Raw genomic sequence first — 4,574 nt, forward strand, 5'->3', positions numbered from 1 at the left:
TATTAAATGAAATATTTAATGGTTTAGCCATTATCTTACCATTTTCTAAAGAAACCATAAAATTTATATTTCCATCTATATAATGCTTAACTGCAAAAACACCAAATTTTGAGGCAATTATTCTATCATAAGCTGTAGGCGAACCTCCTCGTTGAATGTATCCTAAAACAGAATACCTTACTTCCCCAAAATTTCCGTATTTGGAAAGCTCTTTTTCTACAATAGGGGCAAGTTCCTGAGCTTTTGCTACTCCTTCTGCAAGAACAATAATAAAAAAGTTTTTCCCTCTTTTTCTCCCTGAAACTATAGTGTCAACTATAACATGCAGTGGAAATGGATATTCAGGAATTAAAATAACATCAGCCCCGGTTGCAATACCTGTAGATAGTGCAATAAATCCACTATTTCTTCCCATCACTTCAACAATAAAAACTCTTTCATGGGACATTGATGTATCTTTTATTTTTTCTACAGCTTCAACAGCAGTATTCACTGCAGTATCAAATCCTATTGTATAATCTGTTCCATAAGTGTCATTATCTATAGTTTTTGGAATTCCAATAACCGGAAAGTTAAATTCTTTTACTAATAGATTTGCTGCTTGAAAGCTTCCATTTCCCCCAATAACAAAAAGAGCTTCAATATTTTTCTCTTTTAGATTTTCTACTGCTTTTTTCCTGTATTCTTTATAATAAAATCTTTTTTCCCTTGCTGTGAGTAAAAATGTTCCACCTATATTTAAAAAACCTGAAACCTTTCTTGCGTCTAAAATCTCAAACTCTTTTTCTATTAAGCCTTTAAAACCTCTTTTAATACCTATAACTTCGTATCCATAATAATTACCAGCTCTTACTACAGCTCTGATAGCTGCATTTAATCCGGGGGCATCGCCCCCACTTGTTAATACAGCAATTTTTTTATTCATTATTTTTTAAGCATATAGCAGTAATCAGAATGTTCTGACATTGTTGGCAGGATAGTACCATCTTTTTTATTTACATATACTTTTCTAATAGTATTTGGAAGTTTTTCATATCCTTCAAGTATAGCTTCACCAACAAAGTATTTTTTGGTTTCACATACTACTACCTTTGAAACATGGTTTGAACCGCCAATGTATTTTTGAATTTCTTTTACGGCTTGAGACTTGGTAATTGCCATACTTGAAGCTGCAAGTGATAAACTTAAAGTTGCTACTGCTAAAACTTTTTTCATTCTGCCTTACCTCCTAAAGTTTTGTATTAGTATATCAAAGCTGTCAAGAAATAATCCACTATTAATATCAAAACAGAAGATGTAACAACAGCTGTGGTTGTTGCTCGTCCAACACCTTCAGCACCACCTTTTGCTACGTATCCAAAATAGCAGGAAACAATAGTTAAAAGAACTCCAAAAGCTATTGATTTATATATCCCTCCTAAAATGTCGTAAAATTCTGTTAAATCTTTCATTTTCTCAATAAACATAAAAGAATTTACGCTATAAAGCTCTGTAGCAACAAAATAACCGCCGGCTATACCTGAAGCTATTGACAAAATCGTTAAAGATGGAACTACAAATACAGATGCTATAATTCTTGGAGCTATCAAGTATCTAACAGGATTTACAGCAAGTACTTCAAGTGCATCTATCTGCTCTGTAATTCTCATTGTTCCTATATTTGCAGCCATTGCAGAGCCAGACCTTGCTGTAACAAGAAGGGCTACAAGAACAGGAGACAACTCTCTTGATAAAGACAAAGAAACAAGAGCACCTATTAAAAATTCTGCGTTAAATTTGTGGAATGTGGGATATGTCTCAACAACAAGTACACCACCTGTAAAAAACCCTGTAATTATAATAAGAGGGGCAGCATCAGCACCTATTACAGCTATCTGTTTAATAATATGTTTTATTTTGGGAGGTTTTATAAAAACAAACTTTAATGTTTCTAAAAACAGCAATGTTATACTTCCTATATGCTCCAACAAGACAGTTAATATTCCCATTTTTACATATCCGGTATATCTTCTTCTTCTAACGTATCAAAAATTGAATCTTCTTCCACAAGGTCTGTAAAGGTACTTTCTTCTTCTTTTTTCTCTTTTTTGCCAGATGGTTCTTCATCTAAACTCTGGAAATAATCCTTTGCCAGATTTTCAAAACGTGTAATTTCTTTTATAAATGCAAGTTTCACTGTGCCTGTAGGTCCATTTCTCTGTTTTGCTATAATTATCTCTGCAATGCCTTCTTCTTCAGGGGTAGGGTTTTTCTTGTAATATTCTGGACGATGAATAAACATAACCATGTCTGCATCTTGTTCTATACTGCCACTTTCCCTCAGGTCTGCAAGCTGAGGTCTTTTATCACTTCTTAACTCTGCCTGTCTTGAAAGCTGTGCAAGGGCTATAACTGGAATATTTAGGTCTTTAGCAAGTCCTTTTAAACCCCGTGATATCTCTGCAACTTCCTGCTGACGGTTTTCCACTCTTCTTGAAGAACGCATAAGTTGAAGATAATCTACAACAACAAGCTGAATATCTTTTTCCCTTTTTAATTTCCTTGCTTTTGCACGTAAGTCAAGAATTGACAAAGATGCTGTATCATCTACATAAATAGGAGCAGAAGCCATTTCCAGTGATTTCTCTGTAATTTTTTCAAGCTCTTCTTTTGTTAAAAAACCAGACCTTACTTTTCTAAGAGGTATTTTTGTTTCATTACATAAAAGCCTCATTGCAATTTGCTCTTTTGACATTTCCAGAGAAAAAAAGGCAGATGGTTTATTTTCAACTATAGAAACATTGTGTAAAATTGAAAGTGCAAAAGATGTTTTCCCCATTGCAGGTCTTGCTGCAACTATTATTAAATCTCCAGGATGAAAACCTGTTGTTAATCTATCAAGTTCGTAAAACCCAGAAGGAAGTCCAGTAACAATAGTTTCCTTTTTAGAAAGTTCATTTATTATTTTTAACGTTTGTTTTAATATTTCTCCAAGTGGATAATAATCTGATATATTTTTTTCCTCAGATAGTTTGAAAATTTGATTTTCTGCTTCTTCTATTAACTCGTTAACATCTTTTACTTCTTTTGATTTTATCAAGATATTTTTGGCAATTTGAATAAGATTTCTCGCAATAGATTTTTCTTTTAACTGATTTGCTATTTTTTCTAAAACATTTTGTGGTGCAGCATCTGACATAACAAAAGTTATGTAATTTTCATTTCCAAGTAATTTTAATTTGCCTTTTTTTTCAAGATGATGTCTTAAAACGATAGGTTCAGGAACAACACCTTCTTGAACTAATTCTATAATTCCTTCATAAAGAACTTTGTTTTTTATATTGTAAAAATCATCAGGTTTTAGAATATTGATAACAGTGTCTACTACAGATGGGTCTATAAGAATAGAACCTAAAACAGCCCTCTCCGCTTCATCATCATGAGGGAGAGGACTATCTATAAAAGTTTCCATTTTACTGCTGTTGTGGTATCACATGTAATTTTATTTTTGCTGAAACTTCAGGATGAAGTCTTAGTGTAATGTTGTAAGCTCCCAAATCTCTGATAGGGTTTCTGAGCATAACCTTTTTCTTATCAAGCTCAATATCTGTTTTCTCTTTAATTGTGTTTACAATGTCAGTAGAAGAAACAGAACCGTACATCTTTCCTGTAGGACCTACTGGTCTTTCTATTTCAATCTCAAGTCCATCTAACTGCTCTGCCAATTTTTGAGCTTTTTCTTTTTCTCTTTCTAATTTTCTTGATTTTTGTCTTAATATTTCTTGAACGTGTTTTATATAATTATCAGTTGCTGGATATGCAAGACCTTGAGGGATTAAATAGTTTCTGGCAAAACCAGGTTTAACATCTATTACATCACCTAAAGTACCCCAACCTTCAACGTCTTTAACAAGTATTACCTTCATCTACTTTACCTCCTTAAACTATTACATACGGTAATAATGCAAGTTGTCTGGCTCTTTTTATAGCAACTGCTAATTTTCTCTGGTGTTTTCCACAAGTTCCTGAAATTCTGCTTGGAACAATTTTTCCTCTTTCAGAAATAAATTCTTTTAATATATCAATATTCTTGTAATCTGGTTCTATACCTTCTGCACAGAATTTACAGTATTTTTTTCTTTTTTGGAAAAATGGTTTTTGAGCTGGATTATTTGCCAATTTTTATATACCTCCTTTGTTTTTAATTTTAAAATGGAACATCTTCATCTGAAGATATATCTTCTATATCTTCAGGTAAATCCAGACTTTCCTCTTTTTCATTAGATGGCTTAGCCTGTGTTTGAGAAGGAGCATTTAAAATGCTGACTTTATCGGCAACTACTTTAACTTTTGACCTTTTATCACCACTTTGAGATTCCCATCTATCCTGCCTCAAGCTTCCTTCTACAAGAATTTGTGTACCTTTGCTGAGCTGTCTGCCAAGTCTTTCTGCTAAAAAACCAAATGTCTCAATATCAAAGAAATAAGTTTCTTCTTTCCATTCATCGCTGTCTTTTGTTTTATAAGCTCTGTTTACAGCAATGGAAAAAGATGTCACCTGTGAACCACTTGGTAAAAATCTTATTTCTGGGTCT

At 33.0% G+C, this 4,574-nt stretch carries 7 protein-coding genes; all 7 read right to left on the reverse strand.

All coding sequences use genetic code 11. From position 1 onward, the window contains the following. A partial coding sequence (locus HG1285_RS05880; RefSeq protein ID WP_008288279.1) for an ATP-dependent 6-phosphofructokinase occupies window positions 1–925 on the reverse strand: 925 nt, incomplete at its 3' end. After that, window positions 925–1,215, reverse strand: coding sequence for a hypothetical protein (locus HG1285_RS05875; protein WP_008288280.1), 291 nt, complete (start codon window positions 1,213–1,215; stop codon window positions 925–927). The genes HG1285_RS05880 and HG1285_RS05875, both read right to left, overlap by 1 nt. 26 nt (window positions 1,216–1,241) lie before the next feature. After that, the gene (locus HG1285_RS05870) at window positions 1,242–1,988 is read right to left on the reverse strand and encodes an ABC transporter permease (protein ID WP_008288281.1); all 747 of its coding nucleotides are present in this window, start codon (window positions 1,986–1,988) and stop codon (window positions 1,242–1,244) included. 2 nt (window positions 1,989–1,990) lie between these two features. Further along, window positions 1,991–3,451 carry a replicative DNA helicase gene (dnaB, locus tag HG1285_RS05865; RefSeq protein ID WP_008288282.1) on the reverse strand — a complete coding sequence of 487 codons (1,461 nt, stop codon included), beginning with the start codon at window positions 3,449–3,451 and terminating at the stop codon, window positions 1,991–1,993. Between the two features lies 1 nt (window position 3,452). Next, on the reverse strand, window positions 3,453–3,905 hold the full coding sequence (gene rplI / locus HG1285_RS05860) for a 50S ribosomal protein L9 (protein WP_008288283.1): 453 nt from the start codon (window positions 3,903–3,905) through the stop codon (window positions 3,453–3,455). A gap of 13 nt (window positions 3,906–3,918) precedes the next feature. Next, entirely contained in the window at window positions 3,919–4,158 is a 240-nt protein-coding gene (gene rpsR, locus HG1285_RS05855; RefSeq protein ID WP_008288284.1) for a 30S ribosomal protein S18, read from the reverse strand. Window positions 4,159–4,186: 28 nt separating this feature from the next. Then, window positions 4,187–4,574: single-stranded DNA-binding protein (gene ssb / locus HG1285_RS05850; RefSeq protein ID WP_008288285.1), on the reverse strand; the 388-nt coding region annotated here is incomplete at its 5' end.

This window comes from Hydrogenivirga sp. 128-5-R1-1 (assembly GCF_000171895.1).

Coding starts and splice junctions, on each gene's coding strand:
- dnaB (WP_008288282.1), bottom strand. CDS start 3,451: ATGGAAACTTTTATAGATAGTCCTCTCCCTCATGATGATGAAGCGGAG.
- HG1285_RS05870 (WP_008288281.1), bottom strand. CDS start 1,988: ATGGGAATATTAACTGTCTTGTTGGAGCATATAGGAAGTATAACATTG.
- rplI (WP_008288283.1), bottom strand. CDS start 3,905: ATGAAGGTAATACTTGTTAAAGACGTTGAAGGTTGGGGTACTTTAGGT.
- HG1285_RS05875 (WP_008288280.1), bottom strand. CDS start 1,215: ATGAAAAAAGTTTTAGCAGTAGCAACTTTAAGTTTATCACTTGCAGCT.